Origin of the sequence: Aeromonas sp. sif2433 (genome assembly GCF_019218705.1) — a bacterium.
Lineage (GTDB): Bacteria > Pseudomonadota > Gammaproteobacteria > Enterobacterales > Aeromonadaceae > Aeromonas > Aeromonas encheleia.
In genome coordinates this window covers 1-249 of record NZ_JAHUXD010000059.1, presented here as the reverse complement: position 1 = coordinate 249, position 249 = coordinate 1, and the positions used below count along the sequence as shown (strand labels likewise).

Here is a 249-nt window from a genome sequence, read left to right as displayed (position 1 = left end):
CCGACCCTGACCGACAGCGGCACCCTGACCCTGACCGATCTGGATGCGGGCGAGGCGGTGTTCAAGGCCGGTACCGGTACCCCGAGTGCCGGCGCCCTGGGCCACCTGACCATCGATACCGCTGGCAAGTGGAGCTATGAAGTCGCCAACGACAAGGTGCAGTACCTGAAAGAGGGTGAGACCAAGGTCGAGACCTTCACCGTGCACAGTGCCGATGGCACCAGCCACGAGGTGGTCATCACCATCACC

The 249-nt window shown here is 63.9% G+C and carries 1 protein-coding gene; it reads left to right on the top strand.

The features are described 5' to 3' along the window. The coding region (locus tag KW825_RS20395) for a VCBS domain-containing protein (RefSeq protein ID WP_218330252.1) at positions 1 to 249 on the top strand (249 nt) is incomplete at both ends.